The organism is Streptomyces sp. NPDC054887 (assembly GCF_053610585.1).
The window spans coordinates 1-20418 of the sequence record NZ_JBSGYQ010000036.1 but is presented as its reverse complement, the minus strand read 5'-3'; the positions used below and the strand labels follow the sequence as shown (position 1 = coordinate 20418).

Below are 20418 nucleotides of genomic sequence, written 5' to 3'. Positions count from 1 at the left end.
GGCACGTGTGGGCCGAACAGATGTGGGCCGACGATCACCGCAAGTTAGTGGCTCGGGCCACACAGGTCAAGAGGTCGCCCCCGGCCGGTCGAGAACCGACCGCATCCGAGGCCGGGCGTCACCGACCCGACGCGGGGCACAGCACACCGCCGGCAGGGGGCCGGCCTCATGGCGCAGTCGCTCCGGAACGCGTCCCCATGCGGCACACCACGGACCCCGCCACCGACCTGAGCCTGACGCGCCCACTCCGCGCCTTCGCCGGCGAGATGCGCCGGAGCAGCGACGCCCTCGAAGCCGGGCCGCCGGTCAGCCGACCCGCGCTGCGATGGTCCGGGCGCATTCCATCGACTCGGCCTGCGTGGTGTCCACTTCCACGTCATAGACCATGCCCCGGTGGACCACATCCGCCTGGGACGCGGCCATCCCGATCACCCGGTCACCCCGGGCGATCTCCCGGCCCGCGGCGACGGCACTGTCGCACCGGACGCCGACCCACAGCACACGCAACTCGCCCAGAGCCTTCAGCCAGCGCTTCTGGGAGTCCACGCCACCGAGAAAGACCTCATCGACGATGACCCGGGCACCCGCGCGGGCTATCGCGGCGACCCCCTCCATCCACGCCGCTTCCAGCGTCCGGAACTCCGGCCCTACGATCACCTGACCGTTGTCGGCGAACTCGATGCCGCCGTCCGACGTCCGCAGGGACGCGGGCATCGCGTCCACCAGCGTGTCGGTCCCGAGGGCCAGCCACGGACCCGGCAGGACTGCCTGCAGGCACCGGGCGATCCCGGACTTCCCCGCACTGGAACCGCCGTTGAGAACGATCACCTCAGTCATCACCGCGCCACATTAGAGCACCACAGCAACACTCGAAACGGATTTTTTGGCACGGCACCGGCTGGTGTGGTGACCGCACGGGTGAGGACGAGTACCTGGCCGCGCCGCTGCAGGTGCGGCACTTCACGCTCGCGTCCCTGGGCTGACCCCGACCGCACCCCTCTCCGTACGGCACCTCCCGTTCGCGGGGGCGCCCAACGCGGTGCGTGCGGCTGCGTCGCACGGGCGGCGGACGCGTGCGCCCGTCCGGCAAGCCCAGTCATCGCCCGGCTGGTTGCTCCCCGCGCAGTCCGCTCAGTGCGCCCATCGCCTGGTCGAGGAGCGCGGGCAGGGAAGCCGCCCCGTCACCGGCCGTCCATGCGTCGGTGGCGGCGTCCAGGCACGCGATCGCTGACGCCACCATGGCGCGGGCGCGCAGATCTCCGTCCGAGCTGGTGTCAAGACGGCGGGCGACTTCTGCCACCAGTGTGTTCTGCCACTCCTGTGTCTTCTCCCACTGCCGGGTCTTGAGAGCGCATACGTCGCCGAGCAGTCGCATCAGGTTCAGGGACTGTTCCGGCCGGTCGGGATCGGTCTGGATGACCACGTCGAAGGCGCGGCGCAGCGAATACCAGGGCTGTTCGCCTTCGGGGCGGGCGGCGACGGCCGCGGCGATCTGGTGGCCGTGCTCCGCGAACTTGCCGAGGACGACCTCTTCCTTGGTGCCGAAGTACCGGAAGAACGTGGTGCGCGACAGGCCCGCCTCCGCGGCGATCTGGTCCACCGTCGTGTGGTCGAAGCCCTGTTCCGCGAAGAGCCGGAACGCGACCCTGCTGACCTCGGCGCGCATCGCGGCACGCGTCCGCTCACGCAGCGACGACGGGGTGGAGGGGGCGGGCTGTGCGCCGTCGTGCGCGGAGGAGGTCTTGCGAGTCTCAGCCATACGCGCAGTCTAGTATGCAGACCCGAAGTGGAACTCAGTACCAGATTGGGTTACGGTTCCTGTGTGGGTAGCTTTCAGTGTGGCTCCGTGCTCGGCCGACCGCCCCGTCGGCGGGCCGTGGCGGACGGCCGCTTTCGGTCGCTTTCTCGGGCACGCGCTCGTTTCCCTGGCCCGCTCAATTGCCCTCACGCCCCGTGAGCGGGGGCCTACGAGTGACCACACCACCGCACACCCCGGTACCGCCCGGTTCCGGGTGGACACGCGAAGCAAGGAGCAGCGATGCCGACCCTGGGAATCATCGGAAGCGGAAACATCGGGACAGCGGTCGCGCGTCTGGCGCTGGCGGCGGACATCGACGTGCTGATCGCCAACTCGCGCGGCCCGCAGAGCCTGGCGGACCTGGTCGAGGAGCTGGGGCCGAGAGCCACGGCAGGCACCGTCGAGCAGGCCGCCCGAGCCGGAGACGCGACCCTTGTCAGCATCCCGCTGACCGCCTACCGCTCCCTGCCCGCCGACCTGCTGCGAGGCGGGATCGTGCTGGACACCGGCAATTACTATCCCCATCGCGACGGCCGGATCGCCGAACTCGACTCGGAGACGGAAACCACGACCGAACACACCCAGCGGCTGTTGCCCGGCGCTCTGCTCGTCAAAGCCTTCAACAACATCCTGGCCCACCACATCCCCCAACTCGCCCGGCGCGCCGACGCCCCGGACCGCAGCGCCCTGCCCATCGCCGGCAACGACCACCACGCGAAGGGCCGGGCAGCGGAGCTGATCGACCGGCTCGGCTTCGACACCGTCGACGCCGGGACGCTGAGCGAAAGCTGGCGCTTCGAACCAGAGGCCGGCGCCTACACCCGCGTCTACCTCGCCGACCCCGACGTCCCGGCCGAGCGCATGCTGCTGTCCCCTGCCGCGCCATTCCCGGCCGACAAGCTGCGCGCCGCGCTGGAGGCGGCCCGGCGGGTGGCGGTCGCCGAGCGCACCTTCTGAGCGCCCCGGCCATGGCAGCGCCGAGGATTTCGCGGGCCGGGCCGAATGAAGTCGCACGGCCTCGCGGCGATCGAAATCCTGGGCGCTGGTCGGAGACCGGACGCCCTGGAGGGCCCGGTGCCGTTGAGAGGGCCCGGTGCCTTGGGGGCCGTTCCACTTCGCGCGGCTTCCCGGGCGTCGCCTCGTGGTCGGCTCTCCGCCACTCAGGTCACTGGCCGGCGTGGTGCCGACTCACCATGCGGTGATGGCCGGTGCGCCCGGTTCGTGCTGTCGCCAGGTCTCGTTGAGGCGCGTGAGGCGGCCTGCGGCGGCGATGCCGCGCAGGGACGCGACCTTGCCGTCGCTGACGTCGAACGCCACGACGCCCGCGACGCGGCCGTCGACCACGGCGAGGACGGCCGGGGAGCCGTTGACCTGCTCGATGTGGAACGCGGGCGAGCCGCCGGCCAGCCGCCGCTTCGCCGGCGTGGGCTTGAACCCGGCCCGCACGAAGGAGGCGACCCGCTCCCGCGTCTCGTACCGCAGCAGCCGCCTGGCCAGTCCGGCGCCGTCCGACACCAGCGTCACGTCCTCGGTGAGCAGCGCCACCAGCCGTTCGGTGCGGCCCGACACGGCGGCGGCGAGGAACTCCTCGACGACCCGGCGCGCGGACGCGGGGTCGGTCTCGGCGCCGCGGCGGCGCTCGCCGGCGACCCGGCGCCGGGCCCGGTGGGCGTGCTGCTGACTCGCGGATTCGGTGATGTCGAGGATCCCGGCGATCTCGGCGTGGCTGTACGAGAACGCCTCACGCAGGACGTAGACGGCCCGCTCGACCGGCGACAGGCGCTCCAGCAGGGTCAGTACGGCCAAGGACACCGTTTCGCGCTGCTCGAAGGTGTCGGCGGGGCCGAGCATCGGATCACCCTCGAAAAGCGGTTCGGGCAACCAGGCGCCGGCCGCTCGCTCGTGGCGCGCCTGCGCCGAGCGGAGCCGGTCGAGGCACAGGTTGGTGAGGACCTTGGTGAGCCAGGCTTCCGGCACCTCGACCCGTTCGCGGTCGGCCGCATGCCAGCGCAGGAACGTGTCCTGCACGGCGTCCTCGGCATCGGCGGCCGAACCGAGCAGACGGTACGCGAGCGAGGCCAGCCGGCTCCGGCCGGCCTCGAACCGATCGACGGCTGCGCTGTCCATGCGCGACAGCCTAGGCCGCGACCCTCACACCGGCCCGGTCGGGCACGGTGACCAGCCGGCGCCTGCGCTTCGGCATGCCGAAGGTCGGGTGGTCGATGCCCCACCCGGCGCCCTTGAGTACGCCCGACTTGAGCCGCGCGGCCGTCCGGCCGCCCAGGTACCAGGACTTCGCCCGTACGTCCCCGCCCACCATCTGGAAGATCGCGTCCCGTCGCCCGAGGCTGATGTGGTTGCCGAAGTACCTCAGCCCGGTGGCCGGAACCTCGCTGCCCGTCAGGCGCGCGACGATCGCCGCGGTCGCCTGCATGTTGGTGAGTCCGGCCGAGGCGCAGGACATCGGCAGCGGCCGGCCGTTCTCGCCGATCGCGTAGGCGCAGTCCCCGGCGGCGTAGACGTCCGGATGCGAGACCGAGCGCATGGTGCGGTCGACGACGATCTGGCCGGTCCCGGCGACCTCCAGGCCGCTGGCGGCGGCGATGGGGTGCACGGCGAACCCGGCGGCCCATACGGTCACATCCGCCGGAAGGGACGTACCGCCGGCCGTTGTCGTCCGTGCGGGCTCGACCGCTTCGATGCCGGTGTGCTCGTGGACGGTGACGCCGAGCCGGTCGAAGGCCAGGCGCAGGTGGCGGCGGGCCTTCGGGGAGAGCCAGGCACCCAGCTCGCCGCGCGCGGCGAGCGCCACCGAGAGGTCGGGCCGGGACTCGGCGAACTCGGTGGCGGTCTCGATTCCCGTCAGCCCCTCACCGACGACCAGCACGGTGCCGCCCTCGCCCAGGCCGGCCAGGCGCTCGCGCAGACGCAGCGCCGACGACAGCCCGGTCACGTCGTGGGCGTACTCGGTCACGCCGGGGACGCCGTGGTGCGCCACGGAGCTGCCGAGCGCGTAGAGAAGCGTGTCGTACGCGAGCTCGCCGTCGCCATCGCCGCCCTCGCCCGTCACGGCTACGGCCTTGCGCTCGGGGTCGACGCCGGTGACGCGCGCCAGACGCAGGCGCACCCCGGTCCCCGCGAACACGTCGGCGAGCTTGCGGAACGCGAGGTCTTGGCCGGCCGCGAGCTGGTGCAGCCGCATCCGCTCGACGAAGTCGGGCGCGGCGTTGACGACGGTGATCTCGGTGTCGGCGGGGGAGAGCCGGCGGGCCAGGTTGCCGGCGGCGAAGGCCCCGGCGTACCCGGCCCCGAGTACGACGATGCGGTGCTTCATGGCTTGCTCCTGTCTCGTTCGCGTGCCCCTTGAACGAGACGGCGCCCCGATTGCTGACAGAAGTCGAATGTGACGTGGGTCACCGCCGTGCGTGGGTCACCTGGCCGGGTGTGTCGCCCGTCCGTTTGAGTCGCTGGGTGCTCGGAACACCGGACCGCTTGGGTCGCCGGACCTGCGGCGCGCGGCCGAGTCTCCGGCATGCGCGGCGATGCGGTCTCGCCCTTCTATCTCCTACCTGCGTTGTTCCTAGAATGGGTGAATGAAGGACATCGACGCGATCGCTGTGTTGCAGGAGCCGGTCCGCCGCCGCCTGTACGAGTACGTGGTGGCACAGGGCCGTGAGGTTGGCCGCAACGAGGCCGCCGAGGCCGCCGGCGTGGCCCGCACGCTCGCCGCGCACCATCTGGACAAACTGACCGAGGCCGGTCTGCTGGAGAGTGGCAGCCGCCGCCTGACCGGCCGCTCAGGGCCGGGGGCGGGCCGTCCGGCCAAGGTGTACACGCGGGCGAGGGGTGAGCGGTCGGTGTCGCTGCCCGCCCGCGACTACCGCACCGCCGCCGAACTGCTCGCCGAGGTCGCCGAGCAGGCCGGCCTGGACGCCGGACTCTGCGCGGCCGCACGCCGCCGGGGTGAGGCCCTGCGGGGCTCGGCGGCGCCGTGCGGCGGCCTGGAGGACGCCTTGGAGCTGCTGGCCGCCCGCGGCTACGAACCGCACCTGGAAGGCGTCGAAGGTGCTGCGGCCGTCAACGGCTCCGAAGGCGCGAACGGAACGGCCGGGGCCGCCGCGCCCGTCGTGCGTATGCGGAACTGCCCGTTCCATGCCGTCGCGGAACGCTTCCCGCCGCTCGTCTGCGGCATGAACCTCGCGCTGCTGGAAGGGCTTGTCGGTGCGGACGGTCCCGTGCGCGCCCGTATGGATGCCCGGCCGGGGGAGTGCTGCGTAGTGATCGAGAGTTCTAAAACAAACGAGGATTGACATAGAAGGGAGGGGCTGCTGGGATGAGGCCATGACCGCATCCGCGTACGCCGCCCATCTCGCCCAACTCAACGTCTCTACGCTTCTCCACCCCTTCGACGACCCGCGCATGGCGCCCTTCGTCGACATGCTCGATCCGCTCAACGCCGCTGCCGACGGGACGCCCGGATTCGTGTGGCGGCTCGTGGGGGAGGGGGCGGCCGACGCCACCGGCCTGCGACCGGCGGGCGAGGACGTCATCGTCAACCTGTCGGTGTGGGAGACACGGGAGGCGCTGTGGGACTTCACCTACCGCAGCGGGCACCTCGAGGTGATGCGGCGGCGCCGTGAATGGTTCGCACGGCACGTCCAGGCGCACCTCGTGCTCTGGTGGGTTCCCGCCGGGCACCTTCCGACCGTGGGCGAGGCCCTGGACCGCCTGGCGGACTTGCGCGCGAACGGGCCGTCTGCCCGCGCGTTCACCTTCGCCTCCTCCTACACCGCCGCCGAGGCCGCCCAGCACCTCCAGGCCGTGCGGCCGGTCTCGCCCGGGCGGGCCGGCCTGAGCCCGGCGCAACCGACGCCGGCCGGGGACTCGGCGGCGGTCTGAAGGAGGGCCGCAGTGGGACGAGGGCACTGGTCGCACCGTTCCTCGTCAGTGCCGGACGCGGCAGAGGAGCCGGGGCCTGCAAGCGCGGCGAGGACACCGCCGGATGCCGGTCCGGTGGCGGTCAGTCCTTCTGCGGGTCGTGTCCCCAGTTCATGAGCGAGTAACGCCATCTGGTGTCGGTGATGTCCCCGCTCGGGCGCTGCTTGATGTGCCGGTGGACGTAACCGGTGACCTTGCGCATATGGGCGAGGTCGTCGTCGCTCAGATCGGCCTTCTTGGTGTCGAGAAGTTCGATGATGCGCCTCCCGGAAGCGTGGCCCACGCTTTCCCCGCCGTCGCTCTGTCCGACACTCTTCGATTCGTCGGTGGCCAGCCACTTCTTCAACTGGCCGGCGGTCATGTTGACCGCTTCCTTGAAGGCGTGGAGCGTCTCGTCGGGGTCGCCGCCCTTCCGGTCGGCGGCCATCAGGAGTGCCTGCCCTTCTTGCGGAGCGCGCCGGGCTTGTGCACGGCTGAACGGCCGGACTTGTCGCTCTCCACCTCGTACTGCGGCTCTTCCTTCGAGGCGTCCACGGTCCGGCCTGCCGCCCGGGTCCGGTCAGTGATCTTTTTCTTCACCTTGCCCGCCACGTTCTGCCCGTGGCTCTTCCACGACACCTTGTCGCCCTTGCTTAGATCGTCCTTCTTCGCCATGGCTTTCCCTTCTCGCTTCTAAGTTGCTGCGCCCGTTGGGCCCGGGAGGAGATCCCTCAGGGTGGGAGGCCTCGTCGGGTGGTACGAGCGAGCGGTCACGCACTCAGGTTCCTGCGGTTGGCCCGCTCGCGCACCCGCTGCTCATCCGGCCGGACAGACCTTCGTGGACAACGGCGGGTGTGAGCGCCCCGGACAGGGACATCACAGGCCCGCACGCGCCGGGCAGCCGGCCGTACGGCGCGTGCGCCGTCCGCACCGCACTGACTCCGCGCACCTGGACCGAGGAAGCCACCAACGACGTCTCCGCATTGGTGGTCGACGCCGACGGCAGCGGTCGCAGGCTCACCGACGTCGTGGGCGGCCGGTGCCAGCGGCGGCCCGTGGCTGGCCGACTTCGACGCGACCACCGGAAAGGGCGTCCTGGTCTCGGCCAACAGCCAGCTCGAAGCCCTTGAGTCCGTCACCAAGATGTACGCGCCGGCCCTGAAAACCACGGCCAAGTCGATGTACGAGCGGGCTCAGAGAAGCTGACCACCGAGCGCCCACCCCGTCACAGACGACGGCGGGCGACGCGGGCGGCGAGCACGCGGACGCGGTGCAGGCCATGCTGTGGGGAGCTGATCGCCGGGGGGATCATCGCGCGGCAGGTGAGCCGCTGCCGTTCGCCTCGTTCGCGTCGCACACGAGGCACCGCTCCCTGCCGTCCCACGCGGTCCAGCCGAAGGCGGAGGGGGACAGCGACCGGCCCTCCAATTCGTTGCGAACCGCGACCCGGTAGGCCCACACCGCGTCGAGGTACGGGTGGTAGACCTCGTGAAACGCGGGCGAGGTGTCGCACGCCCCGCCGGCGACCGCGTTGCGCAGCGCACGCAGTCGTTCGAACATCGACTGGCCAGCACCGGCGACCTTCGCGCTGGCGTCGACGAACAGCCGCTCACGGATCTCGTGGAGTCCGGCGTCGACCAAGGCGGCACGGCTGGCCGCTTCCAGGTCCGTGGCGGCGTCGGGGGAGTTGGCGAGACGGCGCAACGCGGTATGGGCGGAGCCGGCGGCGGCGATGAACTCGACGTACACCTCGCGCCGTCGAGACTCGAGACCGCGATCGTCTTCGTGTCGCGTACGCAGATGGTCGGCCAGTACGGTGCCGGACATCGCTATCACCGCGCCGCCGAGTGTCGCCACCAACGTTCCCCACTCCACGAGACCCCCACTCGCGCGCCAGTGAAGCGACCGTAGCAGCAGCCGGACCGCGCCCTCCATGCCGCGACGCCTGACCGCTCTTGCCGGCACTGACGTCTCCACAGGGGGAAGGACGGCGACGGACGGCAGGTTGTGCGAGCAGGGCCCGAAGACGCACTTTCACAAGACCATCTCGGAGTCGTTCTTCATCCTCGACGGGACAGTGCGGTTGTTCAACGGTGGCGACTGGATCGATGCGAAGAAGGGCGACTTCCTGTTCGTGCCGCAAGGCGGCTTGCACGCCTTCCGCAACGATGCGGACGCCCCGGCGGAGATGCTGATGCTGTTCGCGCCGGGGGCGCCGCGCGAGGAGTACTTCGAAGGGCTGTCGCAGCTCGCGGACGCGACCGACGAGGAGCGCACCTAGTTCTTCATCAAGCACGACTCGTACTTCGTGGAGTGAAGGGTGTCCCGGGCGGCCGTGGCGACCAATGCCGCCGCCGGTGACCGGGTGCGGCGAACTCAGATCACCGGCCCCCGCCCACATCGCGATGACGGCAGGGCGGGGCGCAGCTACCTGTCGGCATGACAGCGAGACCTTGGGGCACCACCCGGGTCGGGTTCAGGTACGGCATACGGAGCGCCCAACTTTCCCTGGCTATAGGGCAGTTGCCCGCCCTCACGCGGCCGCCGCTCGGGACGCGTAGGCGCGGACGTCTGCGTCCGGGTCTGAGGCGGCCGCGGCGAGGGCGGCGCGCGCCCCGGGCTCGGCGTGGTGGAGGAGGAGCGAGAGGACGGCGGCCTTGCGGACGTCGGCGTTCGGGTCGGTCAGTGACTGGGAGAGGGCGGGGACCGCCCGGGCGGGCGGCGCGGCACGGAGCGCGGTCGCGGCGCCCGCCCGGACCTGCCAGGCCGGGTCGTCGAGCGCCGCCGCGGCCCGGGCGGCGTACGGCGGCGGGCAACCGGTGGCGGCCAGCGCGGCGAGCGCGGCGGCCCGCACGAGCGGGTCGGCGTCGTCAAGCAGCGGGGCGAGCGGCCCGGGGTCCGGGGAGTGCACGGCCGCGAGGCCGCGGGCCACCGCGACCCGCACCTCCCGGGCCGGGTCGGCCGCTGCGGCCGCCAGTTCCGCGACCGCGTCCACCGAGACCAGGGCCCGGACGGCGGTGATGCGCACCTCGATGTCCGCGTCGGCGAGCGCGGCGGCGTACACCCCGGCGTCGCCCAGCCCCAGTGCGCGCAGCACGTCGAGCGCGGCGGCCCGTACGGCCGTGTCGGCCACGTCCAGCGCCTCCCGCAGCCCCGCCCCCAACCGCTCCTCGGCGGGCAGTACTTCGACCAGTTCGCGCAGCGCCGCCGCGGCGGCGGTCCGCACGGCGGGCGCGGTGTCCCGCAGCCGCTCGGCGAGTGCGGGCCCCGCGCCGGCCGGGACCGTCTCGCCGAGGGCGGCCACGGCGGCCACCCGCACCGCCGGGTCGGCGTCGCCCAGGTAGGGGCGCAGCGCGTCGAGGTCGGGGGACTCCTCGGCCAGGGAGAGCAGGCGCAGCAGGGCGGGGCTGGGCCCGGAGACGGCGGGGGCCTCTGCCGGCGCCGCCGCGTGCGGTGCGGCCGGTGGCGTGGCAGCGCGGGCGGCCGGGGCGTCGTCCCGCGGACCGGCCGTGGCCACCGGCACCAGGTCCACCTCGCCCAGCCACCGTTCCGGCCCCGGCGTCGGCGCGAACTCCGGCACCGGGACGACGTAGGGTTCGACCGGCCGGGCCGTGAACACCATCGTGCCCGACACGGACTTCCGCAGATCGAGGTGGTGCAGCCAGTCTTCGTCGTCCCGCCCCGGGTGGTCCAGCCGCTCGTGGTAGAGGCCCCACCGGGACTCGGTCCGGGCCAGCGAGGCCCGTGCCGCCATCTCCGCGCAGTCCCGGATGAACGTGACCTCCGCGCACCGCATCAGTTCGTGCGGCGTGCGCCCGCCCATCCCGGCGATCTCCTCCGACATCCTGGTGAACGCCTCCACCGCAAGGGACAGCTTCGCGCCGGTCTTAGGCGGTGCCACGTAGTCGTTGACGAACCGCCGCAACTTGTACTCCACCTGCGGCTGCGGCGGCCCGTCGGGATTGCGCAGCGGCCGGTAGACGAGCTCGTGGGCGGCGACGAGCTGGTCCTGGGGCAACTCGCCCTCGTACGCCCGGTAGCGCGCGGCGTCCTCGCCGGCCAGATCGCCGTAGACGAACGCTCCGATCATGTAGTTGTGCGGTACGCAGGCCAGGTCGCCGGCCGCGTACAGCCGGGGCACGGTGGTGCGGGCGTGCGCGTCCACCCGTACCCCCGAGGCCGAGTGCCCGCCGCAGAGTCCGATCTCCGAGATGTGCATCTCGATGTCGTGGGTGCGGTAGTCGTGGCCGCGGTTCTCGTGGAACGTGCCGCGGGTGGGCCGCTCCGTGGTGTGCAGGATCGATTCGACCGAGGTGATGGTCTCGTCCGGCAGATGACTGAGCTTGAGGTACACCGGACCCCGGTCGGAGGCGAGTTCGGCCGAGAACTCGGCCATCATCTGTCCCGACCAGTAGTCCGACTCGACGAACCGCTCGCCGTGCCGATTGACCTGGTACCCGCCGAACGGGTTCGCGACGTACGCGCACGCCGGCCCGTTGTAGTCCTTGATCAGCGGGTTGATCTGGAAGCACTCGATGCCGGTCAGCGCGGCGCCCGCGTGGTAGGCCATCGCGTACCCGTCGCCCGCGTTCGTGGGGTTCTCGTACGTCCCGTACAGATAGCCGGAGGCGGGCAGGCCGAGCCGGCCGCACGCCCCGGTGGCCAGGATCACCGCACCCGCGCGGACGGTGACGAACCGACCCGTGCGGGTGTCGAACCCGGCCGCGCCAACGGCCCGGCCGTCGTCCGGGTGGGTCAGCACCCTGACCGGCATGACGCGGTTCTCGATGCGGATCCGCTCCCGCATCTCGCGACGCCGCAGCTGCCGGTAGAGGACCTTCTTGACGTCCTTGCCCTCGGGCATCGGCAGCACGTACGAACCGGACCGGTGCACCTGGCGCACCGCGTACTCGCCGTGCTCGTCCTTCTCGAACTTCACCCCGTACGACTCCAGGCGCTGGACCATCGCGAAGCCGCGCGTCGCGGTCTGCCGGACGGTGGACTGGTCGACCACGCCGTCGTTGGCCCGGGTGATCTCCGCGACGTAGTCGTCGGGTTCGGCCCGGCCGGGGATGATCGCGTTGTTGACCCCGTCCATGCCCATGGCGAGTGCGCCGGAGTGCCGGACGTGCGCCTTCTCCAGCAGCAGCACCTGCGCGCCGCGTCCGGCGGCGGTCAGCGCGGCCATGGTGCCTGCGGTGCCGCCGCCGATGACCAGAACGTCACAGGACAGTTCGGTCGCGTCGGCGAGGGCGGGGACGGACGGCGGGGTGTCCACCAGGGTGTCCACGGGGTGCCTTTCGAGTGGCTTTTAGAGGGATTCGATGATGTGGCGGTGCAGTTCGGCGGTTCCGGGCGCGTGCCGGGCGCCGCGCTCACGCGGACGCGGTACGTCCAGCACCTCACCGGAGCCGAGCAGCAGGACCCTGTCCCCGAGGTGCAGGGCCTCGTCCACGTCGTGGGTGACGAAGACGACGGTGGCGCCGGTGTCTCCGAGGATGTCGGCCAGCAGGTCCTGCATCTCGGCGCGCGTGTGCGCGTCGAGCGCGCCGAACGGTTCGTCCATCAGGACCGCGCGGGGCCGGCCGGCCAGTGCGCGGGCCAGTTGGACGCGCTGCCGCTGCCCGCCGGAGAGCTGGTGCGGCAACTTGTGGGCGTGCCCGGCCAGAGCGACCCGGTCCAGCCAGTCGGCCGCGGACCGCCGCCGCTCGGCCCGGGGCACCCCGCGGATCGCCAGCGGCAGTTCCACGTTGGCCCGGACGGTCCGCCAGGGCAGCAGGGCGTCGTGCTGGAAGACGAGCGCCCGGTCGGCGGCGGGCCGCCGGATCGGCTCACCGTCCTGGGTGACCTGCCCGTCCAGCGGGGGCAGCAGCCCGGCGAGGGTGCGCAGCAGGGTCGACTTGCCGCAGCCGGAGGGCCCGACCACGGCGAGCAGTTCCCCCGGTGCGATCCGCAGCGCCACAGTGCCGGGGACGGCGGCGCCGTCCGCGTGGCCGAGCCGTACGTCGCGCAGGACGAGTTCGGCGCCGGCCGGCGCGGGTGCGGCGGGCAGGGTCGCGGTGCTCATGGGACCGGCTCCTTCCGGGGAACGGCGGTGCGGACGGTGGCGGCCGGTTCGGCGGGAGCGTCCGCACCGCTGCGGCCGGCCCTGCCGAACGCCGGACGCGGTGCGCCGGCGGCCGCTCGTGCGGCCGGGCGGGGCAGCCAGGAGGTGGCGCGACGGCCCAGCAGTTCCACCGCGGTCGAGGTGAGCCATCCGAGGGCGCCGATGGTGGCCATGCCGACGAAGACGGCCGGGTAGTCGACGATCGTGTAGTCCTGCCAGGTGCGATAGCCCACCCCGTACTCGCCGGAGATCATCTCGGCGGAGATGACGCAGATCCACGAAACACCGATGCCCACCGAAAGGCCGCCGAAGATCCCCGGCAGGGCTCCGGGCAGCACCACCGAGAACAGCACCCGGAGCCGGCCGCCGCCCATCGTGAGCACCGCCTCCTCCCACACCGGGGTGAGCGCCCGCACCGCGTGCCGCGTCGACACGACCACCGGGAAGAACGCGGCGGTGAAGGTGATGAACACGATGCCCTGCTCGTTGGTGGGCAGCAGCAGGATGGCGACCGGGACCAGCGCGATGGCGGGCACCGGCCGCACCACCTCCACCAGCGGGCCCACCAGATCGGCGGCCCACCGGGACCGGGCGACGGCCGTTCCGACCGCCACCCCCGCCAGCGCCGCCAGTACGAAGCCCACCGCGATCCGGCGCAGGCTGTGACCCAGGTCCTGCCAGTACGGGGCGGTGCCGACCCGGTCGGCGAACGCGGCCACCACCTCGCCGACCGTGGGGAACTGCTCGAACCGCAGCCACAGGTTGACGTCCAGCGAGGTGAGGAGTTGCCACACGCCGAGGGCCGCGGCCAGCGAGGTCACGCGGAGCAGTCGGCGGCCCACGCTCATGACGCCAGCCTCACGGCTTGCGCGTAGCGGATGATCCGCGCCCCGGTGTGAGCGCCGACGTACTTCTTCGCGCCGGCCTCGGTGACGAAGGCGCGCAGGTCGGCGCCGTCTTGCACCCACACCGCCTTGTCGGCGAACCACAGGGTGCCGGTCACCGCGTCCGGCACGTACGCGGCCCGGACGTCCTTGCCCTCGGCGGCCTTCAGCAGCTCCTTGGGGCTGTCGAAGGTGCGGGTGGTGGAGGCGCCCTTCAGCCACAGTTCGGGCCTGGCCGCGACCGCCTTCGGGTAGGCGGGGGACCGCACAGCCCGCTTCAGGGGGGCCGGGTCGACGAAGGCGTCCACGTCGACGTCGCCCACCAGCCGGGCCGCCTTCAGCACCGGTACGTCCTTCTTCAGCGCGGCGATCAGCTCCGGGCGGAGCTCGGGGTCGAAGGTGGCGATGCCATGGGCGCCGTTGTAGAGGTAGACCACCTCGGCCGGCAGCCCCGTCACCTTCGCCACGGACTCGGCCGCGGCGACCGGACGGGCACGCAGGTGGTCGGTGGCCCGCCGCTGCGCCCGGAGGAAGTCGTCGAGTACCCCGCCCCGTTCCTTGGCGAACTTCTCCCGGACCGTCACCCCGTGGAAGGTCGGCAGGTTCAGTTCCGCGCCGTCGTACAGAGCGGTGGCCCCACTCTCGAAGGCCAGCTTGCCGGGCCAGGCGACGAACTGGGACAGCGCGTCGACGCTCCCCGCGGCCAGGGCCGAAGCCCCCACGCTGGGCTGCTGGTTGAGCTTCTGGATGCCCTTGTCCGGGTCGATGCCGGCCCGCTGGAGCGCCCGGACCAGGGTGCCGTCGGCGGCCGATCCGACGCTGGTGGACACCTTCTTGCCCCGCAGGTCGGCCAGCGAGCGCAGGGACGAACCGGGCGCGGTCACCACGGTGTTCAGGCCGCCGCGCAGGTTGTACCCGGTGACCGCGACCAGCCGGGTCGGCTGCCCCAGCTGTTTGCCGCGGGCCGCGTTGATCAGGAGCGGGAAGTCGCCCATCGACCCGATGTCGACCTTCCCGGCGGTCATCTGGGCGGTGATCGGGGCGCCGGTCGCGTAGTCCTGCCATTCGACCTTGTAGGTGGTGCCGTCCTTCTTCCCACGGGCCGCGAGCTCCTCCTCGAAGTAGCCGAGGGAGCGCAGCAGGGTGCCGGCGGTGACGGTGTTGATGGTCTTGGACTGGTAGCCGACGGTCACGGTGACCGTCTTCGTGTCGCCGTCGGCGCCGGCCTGACCGCCGCAGGCGGTGGCCAGTGGGACCAGCAGGGCCAACGGCAGCAGCGGGAGGAGTGTGTTTCTCTTGTGTGACATGGGAGTTCGGCCTTTCACCGGAGCAGGTAGGGCATGTTGACCGTGACCGCGCCGGTGGGGCAGCGGGCCGCGCACGGGCCGCAGTACCAGCACTCGTCCACGTGCATGTACGCCTTGCCGTTGTCCTCGCGGATGGCGAGCGAGTCGAGAGGACACATGTCGACGCACAGAGTGCAGCCGTCGATGCACTTCGACTCGTCGATGGTCACGGGCACGTCGGCGCGCTGCGGAACGAGAGGCATGGGGATCTCCAAAGGGCCCGGCACGGCCGGGAACAGCGGGAACGGAAAGGGACGGGGGAGTGCGGGGGTCAGAGGGAGCGGTGCAACACGCCGCTCATGGTGATGCGGTCGCCGCGGAACCGGATGAACTCCAGGTCCACCGGCCGCCCGTCGGACAGACAGGTCAGTCGTTCCAGCATCAGTACGGCGGCACCGCGCGGGGCCTGGAGCACGGCGGCGGAGTGCGCGTCGGCGTTGACGGCCTCCAGGGTGATCTCGGCATGACCCAGCGGAGCGCCGGTCAGCGACTCCAGGAGCCGGAACACGTCCGTGTTCTCCAGGTCGCAGCCGAGCAGTTCACCGCCCACGTCCATGGGCAGGTAGGACAGGTCGAGGGAGAGCGGAAGTCCGTTCAGGCGGCGCAGCCTCTCGATACACAGCACGTCGGTGTTCTCGGGGAGGCCCAGCCGACGGGCCACCGGGCCGGGGGCGGTCACCGGACCGACCGTGCGGACCTCGTTGGTGACCCGGCCGTGCTCGTGCAGGGTCTCGGCCAGGCCCTGGAGGCGGTCGAGCCCGTGCGGGTACTTCTCGCACACCACCACGGTGCCGACCCCCGGTTGCCGGTCGACGAGTCGCTCGCCGCGCAGCAGGTCGAGGGCCTGCCGGACGGTGTTGCGGCTGGCCCGGTAGTCGGCGGCGATGGCGTCCTCGAGGGGCAGCACCCCGGTGGGGAAGCCGCCCGTCAGGACCTGGTGCCGCAGCAGGTCGGCGAGCTGCCGCGCCCGGTCAGCACGCAGCAGCCGACGGCGCGCGGCGGCGACGGGGAGAGCGGCGGGGGCGGGTTCGGCTGGCATGGCACGGAACGTACAAGGACACGCGCTCCGATGGTGTTGCCGCAGTATTGCGCCACCTGACGACCCGTGCGCACTCGTCTGACCTGCGCTTTCATGGACGAAACAACAAGATCCGCCACCGGGACGACCACAGCGTGGACACCCTGTGCCCACGATGCGGCCGCCGGCCTCATCATGACGTCACCGTGCGACGCGCCGAGGTACGGGAGAGACCGGCAGCCTCCAGCGGCCGACCGGCGCAGTCCGCGGAGGACCGCTCGGGGGCCGCGCTCAGCCGGGCACCCCCGCCGTGTGGGCCATTGGGGTGAACCCGGGCCCGCGTCCGTGGATGCCCGGAGTGCCTGCGGGACGGATGCTTCCGGCTCCGGGCAGCGGCCGGACCGGGTGCGCCGCGGCCGGTCCGGCCCGGCGGGGAACGACGAAGCCCGTGGCGTTCGCTGAAAGGCGTGGGATTCCGGCGCGCCCTGAGTGGATACCCGGTGGTGTGACAGCGGGACCTTCGTTGTCACCGAACGGTAGTGAGGATGCACCATGAGCGATGACCACATGGCTGATGACGTCTACCAGCCCACTGGCACCAACGAGGAGCAGGAGGACGGGGCGCCCCTCGACCTGCAGGACGCCCTGCAGGAGCGCACGTACGACGACATGCTCGACGAGGGCTACTCGCCGCCCGAGAAGCCCCTGGGGGTCACTAAGCACGGCACGACGGCCGCCGAGCAGCATGACGGCGAGACGTTGGACGAGCGGCTGTCCCAGGAGGTCCCCGACGTGACGCCGCCGGTGGGCGACGACGTGGGGGACGTGCCCGAAGGAGAGGGCGAACCCGAGGACCCGGAGGCGGGCGGCGGACGTGCCGGCCGGCTGACGGCCCCGGACGAGGGCGTGCGCACCGACACGACGAGGGAACTGGTGGCGGACGACCACGGCATCGACGCGGGCGCGGCGAGTGCGGAGGAAGCCGCCGTACACGTCGTGCCCGACGACCTCCCGGCGGACGAGGAGTGACGGGGGGCCGACGCCGTTCCGGTGCGGCCGCCGCGGCGCACCCGGCCACGTGACCTCCGCGCTTCCCCGGACGCGCGCCCGGCAGCCCGGTCCCGGAGGATGGGTTCGGTAGCCGGGTGCACGGCCGCACCCGGGCCCCGCCGGCGTTGGGCGGACGTATGAGTGACGCCCGTACCACTGTCGTCGTGATCACCCACAACCGCCGCGACGAACTGCTGCGCACCCTGGGAAAGCCGGCCGCGCTGCCCGAGCGCCCACCGGTGGTCGTCACCGACAACGGCTCCACGGACGGCACGGCCGACGCGGTCGCCCGGCTGCACCCGGAGGTCACACTGCTGACCCCGGGAAGAACCTGGGGGCCGTCGGCCGCAACCTGGCCGCACGGTACGTCGACACCCCGTACATCGCCTTCTGTGACGACGACTCCTGGTGGGCGCCGGGCTCCCTCACGCGGGCGGCCGACCTGCTGGACCGCCACGACCGGCTGGCCGGCGTCACCGCACGCATCGTCGTGGAGCCGGGCGGCCGAGGATCCCATCGTCGCCGAGCTGCGCGATTCACCGATCGAGGGGCCCGGCTGGCTGCCTGGCCCGGCCCTGGGCTCCTTCCTGGCCGCGGCGACCGTACTGCGCACCGACGCCTTCCTGGCGGCGGGCGGGTTCAGTGAGCGGCTGTGGCTCGGCGGCGAGGAGGAACTGCTCGCCACGGATTTGGCGACGCACGGCTGGTGGCTGGCGTACGTCCCGGAACTGACGGCCCACCACGCGCCGTCGGCGGCGCGGGACGCCACTGTGCGGCGCATCCAGGGTCTGCGCAACACCCTGTGGTTCTGCTGGCTGCGCCGGCCGGCCGGTCCCGCGCTGCGCAGGACCCTGTTCCTGGCCCGGACCGTCCCGCGCGACGCGGCCTCCCTGCGGGCCTTCGGCGCGGCGATCGCCGGGCTTCCGTGGGTCCTGCGCGAGCGGCGCGTCGTCCCGTCGGCCGTCGAAGCGCGCCTGGGGGCGCTCACCGAGGCACAGTGCCGTTCCACCGCCCGGCAATACGTCGGCTGAGTCGCATGCGACCCGTGCGGGAAGAGTTCGGCAACCTGCGCGGAATCGTGGCCGGTGAACAACGATTCAGCACGCCCAGGGGGAGCCGCTCGCCGGCCGGGACGTGAGGCGATCGGTCCCCCCCGGCGGCCGGCGGCCGGTGGCCGGTGGCCGGAGGACGCACTCGGGCGCTCGGTGCCCGAGTGCGGTCACCCGCGGTTCAGCCGTCGTGCCCCATGGCTTTGCGTACGGCGTCCTTGGTGCGGTCCATCAGCGCGGCGATCGGGCCCAGTGCCACGTTGGCCGCCGCGGATTCCACTCCGGGGTGCGGCCGGGTCGGCGCCATTGCCTCGGCGGCCTTCACCGCCTTCGCCATCGAGGCGAGTTTCCCGGCGTCGGTGCTGCGGCGGATGTGCGTGAACTCGTAGCGTTCCTCGGCGCGCGCGTGCGCCTGGACGTCCTCGCGCAGGGCGAGCAGCCGGGGCAGGAACTTCGGGTCGTCGGTGTCCATGCCGTCGAGAGCCGACAGCACCTCCTTGGCCTCGCGCTCCTCCGCCAGCCGGTCCTCGACGACCTTCTCACCGCCCGGAAGCCTGCGGCGCGCGAAGGGATGGACCACTTCCTCCTCCGCCGTCTCGTGTACGGCCAGCAGACGTACGAGGCGGCGGAACGCGTCCTTGCGCGCTTCGCCCCGCGTCCGCTCGACTTCGTCGAAGAGGTTGCGGATGTCTCCGTGCTGGCGCATGAGCAGCGCCACCACGTCGGTGTCGGAGGCGTGGTCGTCACCCGCGTGGGGGGTGTGGATCTGAGTCATGCGAAACCCTTCCGTCAGCTCTTCTCGCGCATGGCGGGGTCCGGGTGCTCGCCCTCGGTCTCCAGCCGGTACTCGCGGCCGAACATCTGGTCGTGCTGGGTGATCACCCGCTCGCTCGGCGGCTGCTCGCCGCCGTGGATCTGCTCCTGCATCTGCTCGAAGCGCTCGTGCGCCTCCCGCACGTACCCGGCGCCCAGCGTCGTCAGATCCATCTGGGTGTCGAGCAGCTCCCGCAGGTACGCCTTGTTCGGCTCGAACGTCAGGACGTTCGGCAGCTGCGGGGCCAGCACTTCCTGCGGTTCGCGGCCGTCGTGCCGCCGCATGAGGTCGCAGGCGATGTGCAGGTGCTCCAGCTCCATGTTCAGGTGCAGTTCCCAGATCGCCCTGACCCTGGGGTCGCTCTCCTGCTCCATGAAGGAGTAGTAGAGGTAGCACTCGTTGTACTCGTGGTTGACCAACTGCTCCCACCACGTCTCACCCGGGTCGACGAGCGACTCGTAGTGCGTGACGTGCTCCTCCTCGATCAGCCCGATCTCCTGGTAGAGCTGCCGGGCGATGGGCTCCATGTACGTGGGGCCGGTGTTCATGTAGAAGTTCATCGTCTGCTGCTCGGCCGACAGGACGGTCAGCGCGTGCAGCTTGGACAACGGATCCGTCCGCGTCCGGTCATACGGGTCCCGGACGTTGTCGACCGGGTTGCGGTGATGGAACTTGGTCGGGCGGCCGGGCATGACCTCGTCCAGACCGTCGACGATCGCCTCCGCCTTGCGGTGCTCGATCATCTCGTACAGGTTCGCGTACCGGTACAGGTGGTCGAAGTCCTCCAGCACACCGAACTGATACGCCTGCTTCAGATACGGATCGGGCTCCATCCGCGCGATCCACGCGGTCAGGTCGACGGCCACCTGCTCGTACGCGATCGTCGTCTCCAGCACCGACGAGACGCCGGGTAGCAGCCAGTTGACCACCTTCTGCTGCTGCGCCTCGATGTACCGGGTCCTCGCCAGCTGCCTCTTGACCTCTGGATCGACCGTGTTGCGGGCGAGATGGTGGCTGAACATGATGGCCTCCACCTCGATCCCGTTCAGCGTGATGACCCGACACCTGGTGTACGGATCACAGTGATCGGGGTCGATGGGTTCCACGTTCAGCTCACGCCAGTTCCTGAGCTGACGGTCCAGCGGAATGCCACGCTGCTCCAGGGGATTGAACGTCATCCGGGTCTCCTTGGGGGAACCGAGGTTTCGAACTGCCGTGGAGTACCCCGGGACACTGTGCGTACACGGGGCATCACACAATCTCGGCCATGCTCCCTGGCGCGTGTGCGGCGACCGCGGCACCGCACGCCCGGGGCATCGGCTCCCACCCGTACGGCTCACCGACGCCACCGGTGATGCCGGGGGCGGGCGCGCCGACGACGCCCGTGTTCGTCGCGCGGGCCGTGCTCGCGACTAACACGGGCGCCGCCTTGCGCC

General features: G+C 71.8%; 21 protein-coding genes and 1 pseudogene. 7 read left to right on the top strand and 15 right to left on the bottom strand.

Annotated features, from left to right (window positions below):
- Positions 1-306 precede the first annotated feature (306 nt).
- Together cpt and ACWGH0_RS20895 are read right to left on the bottom strand one after the other, a co-directional pair.
- Entirely contained in the window at positions 307-837 is a 531-nt protein-coding gene (gene cpt, locus ACWGH0_RS20900) for a chloramphenicol phosphotransferase CPT (RefSeq protein ID WP_453405679.1), read from the bottom strand.
- Between the two features lie 259 nt (positions 838-1096).
- Positions 1097-1759, bottom strand: a complete 663-nt coding sequence (locus tag ACWGH0_RS20895; protein ID WP_453405678.1) for a TetR family transcriptional regulator — start codon at positions 1757-1759, stop codon at positions 1097-1099.
- 279 nt (positions 1760-2038) lie between these two features.
- Between ACWGH0_RS20895 and ACWGH0_RS20890 the strand changes: the two genes are divergently transcribed.
- Complete coding sequence (locus ACWGH0_RS20890; protein ID WP_453405677.1) at positions 2039-2755, top strand: NADPH-dependent F420 reductase; 717 nt, start codon at positions 2039-2041, stop codon at positions 2753-2755.
- 231 nt (positions 2756-2986) lie between these two features.
- Here ACWGH0_RS20890 and ACWGH0_RS20885 read toward each other — a convergent pair whose 3' ends face one another.
- Together ACWGH0_RS20885 and ACWGH0_RS20880 are read right to left on the bottom strand one after the other, a co-directional pair.
- Positions 2987-3925 (bottom strand): sigma-70 family RNA polymerase sigma factor, encoded by a 939-nt coding sequence (locus tag ACWGH0_RS20885; RefSeq protein WP_453405676.1) that lies wholly within the window; start codon positions 3923-3925, stop codon positions 2987-2989.
- A gap of 10 nt (positions 3926-3935) precedes the next feature.
- Positions 3936-5132, bottom strand: a complete 1197-nt coding sequence (locus ACWGH0_RS20880; protein WP_453405675.1) for an NAD(P)/FAD-dependent oxidoreductase — start codon at positions 5130-5132, stop codon at positions 3936-3938.
- Positions 5133-5391: 259 nt separating this feature from the next.
- On the opposite strand from ACWGH0_RS20880, the gene ACWGH0_RS20875 reads away from it, so the two are divergent.
- Positions 5392-6108 carry a helix-turn-helix transcriptional regulator gene (locus ACWGH0_RS20875; protein ID WP_453405674.1) on the top strand — a complete coding sequence of 239 codons (717 nt, stop codon included), beginning with the start codon at positions 5392-5394 and terminating at the stop codon, positions 6106-6108.
- Between the two features lie 31 nt (positions 6109-6139).
- Positions 6140-6697, top strand: coding sequence for a DUF3291 domain-containing protein (locus ACWGH0_RS20870; protein WP_453405673.1), 558 nt, complete (start codon positions 6140-6142; stop codon positions 6695-6697).
- A 121-nt stretch (positions 6698-6818) separates the two neighbouring features.
- Here the strand turns inward: ACWGH0_RS20870 and ACWGH0_RS20865 are convergent, their stop codons facing one another.
- From ACWGH0_RS20865 to ACWGH0_RS20855, 3 genes are all read right to left on the bottom strand, one after another.
- Entirely contained in the window at positions 6819-7163 is a 345-nt protein-coding gene (locus ACWGH0_RS20865) for a DUF3140 domain-containing protein (RefSeq protein ID WP_453405672.1), read from the bottom strand.
- Positions 7163-7390 carry a DUF2945 domain-containing protein gene (locus tag ACWGH0_RS20860; protein WP_453405671.1) on the bottom strand — a complete coding sequence of 76 codons (228 nt, stop codon included), beginning with the start codon at positions 7388-7390 and terminating at the stop codon, positions 7163-7165. The genes ACWGH0_RS20865 and ACWGH0_RS20860 overlap by 1 nt, the downstream gene beginning before the upstream one ends.
- A 633-nt stretch (positions 7391-8023) precedes the next feature.
- Positions 8024-8572 (bottom strand): CchlQ, encoded by a 549-nt coding sequence (locus ACWGH0_RS20855; protein ID WP_453405670.1) that lies wholly within the window; start codon positions 8570-8572, stop codon positions 8024-8026.
- A gap of 76 nt (positions 8573-8648) precedes the next feature.
- Here ACWGH0_RS20855 and ACWGH0_RS20850 point away from each other — a divergent pair, with 76 nt between their 5' ends.
- Positions 8649-8996, top strand: a complete 348-nt coding sequence (locus tag ACWGH0_RS20850) for a cupin domain-containing protein (RefSeq protein WP_453405669.1) — start codon at positions 8649-8651, stop codon at positions 8994-8996.
- A 252-nt stretch (positions 8997-9248) separates the two neighbouring features.
- Here ACWGH0_RS20850 and ACWGH0_RS20845 read toward each other — a convergent pair whose 3' ends face one another.
- From ACWGH0_RS20845 to ACWGH0_RS20820, 6 genes are all read right to left on the bottom strand, one after another.
- Positions 9249-12005: a fumarate reductase/succinate dehydrogenase flavoprotein subunit gene (locus ACWGH0_RS20845; protein WP_453405668.1), complete on the bottom strand. Its 2757-nt coding sequence runs from the start codon at positions 12003-12005 to the stop codon at positions 9249-9251.
- Positions 12006-12026: 21 nt separating this feature from the next.
- Positions 12027-12782 (bottom strand): ABC transporter ATP-binding protein, encoded by a 756-nt coding sequence (locus tag ACWGH0_RS20840; RefSeq protein WP_453405667.1) that lies wholly within the window; start codon positions 12780-12782, stop codon positions 12027-12029.
- A complete protein-coding gene (locus tag ACWGH0_RS20835) occupies positions 12779-13669 on the bottom strand; it encodes an ABC transporter permease (protein ID WP_453405666.1) in 891 nt (296 codons plus the stop codon). Before ACWGH0_RS20835 ends, ACWGH0_RS20840 begins: the two co-directional genes overlap by 4 nt.
- Positions 13666-15012 (bottom strand): ABC transporter substrate-binding protein, encoded by a 1347-nt coding sequence (locus ACWGH0_RS20830; protein ID WP_453405665.1) that lies wholly within the window; start codon positions 15010-15012, stop codon positions 13666-13668. Before ACWGH0_RS20830 ends, ACWGH0_RS20835 begins: the two co-directional genes overlap by 4 nt.
- 14 nt (positions 15013-15026) lie before the next feature.
- Entirely contained in the window at positions 15027-15254 is a 228-nt protein-coding gene (locus ACWGH0_RS20825; RefSeq protein ID WP_125741086.1) for a 4Fe-4S dicluster domain-containing protein, read from the bottom strand.
- A gap of 68 nt (positions 15255-15322) precedes the next feature.
- Complete coding sequence (locus ACWGH0_RS20820; RefSeq protein WP_453405664.1) at positions 15323-16090, bottom strand: GntR family transcriptional regulator; 768 nt, start codon at positions 16088-16090, stop codon at positions 15323-15325.
- Positions 16091-16621: 531 nt separating this feature from the next.
- On the opposite strand from ACWGH0_RS20820, the gene ACWGH0_RS20815 reads away from it, so the two are divergent.
- From ACWGH0_RS20815 to ACWGH0_RS20805, 3 genes and pseudogenes are all read left to right on the top strand, one after another.
- Positions 16622-17098: a DUF5709 domain-containing protein gene (locus tag ACWGH0_RS20815; RefSeq protein ID WP_453405663.1), complete on the top strand. Its 477-nt coding sequence runs from the start codon at positions 16622-16624 to the stop codon at positions 17096-17098.
- A 158-nt stretch (positions 17099-17256) separates the two neighbouring features.
- Positions 17257-17765: pseudogene (locus tag ACWGH0_RS20810) on the top strand (glycosyltransferase family 2 protein).
- A 43-nt stretch (positions 17766-17808) separates the two neighbouring features.
- Positions 17809-18150: a hypothetical protein gene (locus ACWGH0_RS20805; protein ID WP_453405662.1), complete on the top strand. Its 342-nt coding sequence runs from the start codon at positions 17809-17811 to the stop codon at positions 18148-18150.
- Between the two features lie 199 nt (positions 18151-18349).
- On the opposite strand, the gene ACWGH0_RS20800 is transcribed toward ACWGH0_RS20805, so the two are convergent.
- Entirely contained in the window at positions 18350-18943 is a 594-nt protein-coding gene (locus ACWGH0_RS20800; RefSeq protein WP_453405661.1) for a hemerythrin domain-containing protein, read from the bottom strand.
- A gap of 14 nt (positions 18944-18957) precedes the next feature.
- Complete coding sequence (locus ACWGH0_RS20795; protein WP_453405660.1) at positions 18958-20160, bottom strand: hypothetical protein; 1203 nt, start codon at positions 20158-20160, stop codon at positions 18958-18960.
- Positions 20161-20418: the final 258 nt, after the last annotated feature.